Here is a 2,073-nt window from a genome sequence, read left to right on the forward strand (position 1 = left end):
GACCTCTGCTTCCTCGCCGCCCGCTCCTCCCCCGCTCCCGGTCCTCCTCGACAGCGTCAGCCTCCATCGGCCGTTCTCGGCCAACATCCGCCCCGGGCAGAAAGGGTCAGCGCATGAGCGCCAACGGTGCCGGCGGCACCAAGGGCAAGGCCTGGGGGCTCGCCACGGCGGCCTGTGCCGGCATCTGGCTCGTACAGACGGGGCTCCGGCCCGTGACTCCTCCGGCGCCTGCGGCGGCACAGGCGTTCGCGGATACGGCGGCGGCCGGCGGCCCCGACCGCACGGCGCCGGCCGCCCACCCGCGTCCCGGCCCCGCGCCGTTGCCGGTGTCCGTGCCGGTGCGGCTGCGCATCCCCCGTATCGGGGTGGACGCGCCGCTGCGCGGCCTCGGCCTGACCCGGGACGGGCGGCTCAGCGCACCTCCGGCGTCCGAAGGCGGTCTTGCGGGCTGGTACGAGCACGGCACGACGCCCGGCGCCACCGGTACGGCGATCGTGGACGGACATGTGGACACGGCACGCGGCCCTGCCGTGCTCTACAACCTGGGTTCGCTCAGGAAGGGCGACAGGATCGAGATCACGCGGCGGGACGGCCGGACCGCGGTGTTCGGCGTGGACGCCGTCGAGGTGTACAAGAACGACGCCTTCCCCGACCACAAGGTCTACGCCGCCGCGGACCGGCCCGAACTGCGCGTGATCACCTGCGGTGGCGGCTTCTCGCGGAGCACGGGCTACGAGGGCAACGTCGTCACGTACGCCCATCTCACCGGCGCACGGAGCTGACCCCGCCCGAACCGCCTCAACCAGAAGCGCCTCAACCGGAGTTGCCCGGCCCTCGGGCGTCCGCCCGGTCCGCCGCCGCGGGCTACGGCAGCGAGATGTACAGGCGATCGCCCGCCGCCCGGTAGCCGAGGCGTTCGTACACGCGGCGCGACCCTTCGCCCGAGTACTCCAGCCACACCGATCCGGCGCCGGCGGCGAACATCGCCTCCGTCAGGGATGCGACGACCGCCGACGCGACGCCTCTGCCCCGGTGGGCGGGCCGGGTGCCGACGCCCGCCAGTTCCGACGTGCCGACGGCGGGCGGTGAGCAGGAACCGCCGCCCGCGATGGTGCCGTCCTCTGCGCGGACGAGCCGGGCGCCGCCCCCGCCCTCCTGCGTGCGCCGCAGCCGGGCGCCGCCTTCGGGCGAGGGGACGAACTCACCGTCGAACGCCTCGCACAGGGCGGCGTCGAGCCCGGTGTACTCGGCGTCGTCACGCGGGACGGCGGCTGTCGGGCCGCCCGCGGCGGGCGGCGTCAGCGTCCGCGGGGTGCAGACGAGGTAGACGTGCTCCTCCTCGGTGGTGAACCCGGCCGCGCGGAGGGCCGGTTCGACGGCGGGTGCCGCCACGGGGGCGTATTCCAGGCGGGGGCGCAGGCCGCGCGCCCGGAACTCCCCCACGAGCGCGGCGACATCGGCGGCGGTGGGCTCGGCACCGGGCAGCGGCGTCGCGTAGTTGATGTACGGGCTGGCGCTGTCCGGGTCGAAGCCCGCGACGAAGCCGCCGGTCTCGACGACCTCGGGACGACGGAGCAGATGGGCCACGGCGAACTGCTGGACAGAAGTGTCCATGATGGTGATCGACCTCACGTGAAGGCTGAAGTGATGGGTGTTTCCCGGGCGTTGCGCCGGGACGGTGCGCGAGGCACCGCACGTGGGGCCGCCGTGCCAGAAAAGGGCAGGGGCAGGGCAGAGCGGGACGCGAAGGTCCGCTCAGCGCTCGGGGCGGCCGCTGAAGGGCGCCGCAGCCATAGGTCTTCGGTCCTGGCCGTGAGATGCGCATGAGTGCGCGGGATGGACAACAGCCGCATCCTGCCACGCCCGGCGCGGACGGAGCAAGGCATTGATCGCCACGCGCCCCCGGTCGCGGACCACACACCACGCGCCCCCGGTCGCGCACCACGGGGGTCGCGCACCACGGGCCGCGCACCCCTCGTCAGGGAGCACACACCACGCGCCGCGCGGGGGGGGGCCCCCCCCCGGCCCCCCCCCGGGGGGGGCGGGGGGGGCCCCGGGGGGGGGGGGGGGGGT

2 protein-coding genes are annotated in these 2,073 nt (G+C 75.3%); one reads left to right on the forward strand and one right to left on the reverse strand.

Annotation, left to right across the window (positions count from 1 at the left end):
* The first annotated feature begins 113 nt into the window (after positions 1 to 113).
* Complete coding sequence (locus tag LCE31_RS35875) at positions 114 to 782, forward strand: class F sortase (protein WP_225022045.1); 669 nt, start codon at positions 114 to 116, stop codon at positions 780 to 782.
* 82 nt (positions 783 to 864) lie between these two features.
* Here the strand turns inward: LCE31_RS35875 and LCE31_RS35880 are convergent, their stop codons facing one another.
* A complete protein-coding gene (locus tag LCE31_RS35880) occupies positions 865 to 1,614 on the reverse strand; it encodes a GNAT family N-acetyltransferase (protein WP_225022047.1) in 750 nt (249 codons plus the stop codon).
* Between the last annotated feature and the right edge of the window lie 459 nt (positions 1,615 to 2,073).

This window comes from Streptomyces sp. 8L, from assembly GCF_020176795.1.
In the GTDB taxonomy this organism is placed as follows: domain Bacteria; phylum Actinomycetota; class Actinomycetes; order Streptomycetales; family Streptomycetaceae; genus Streptomyces.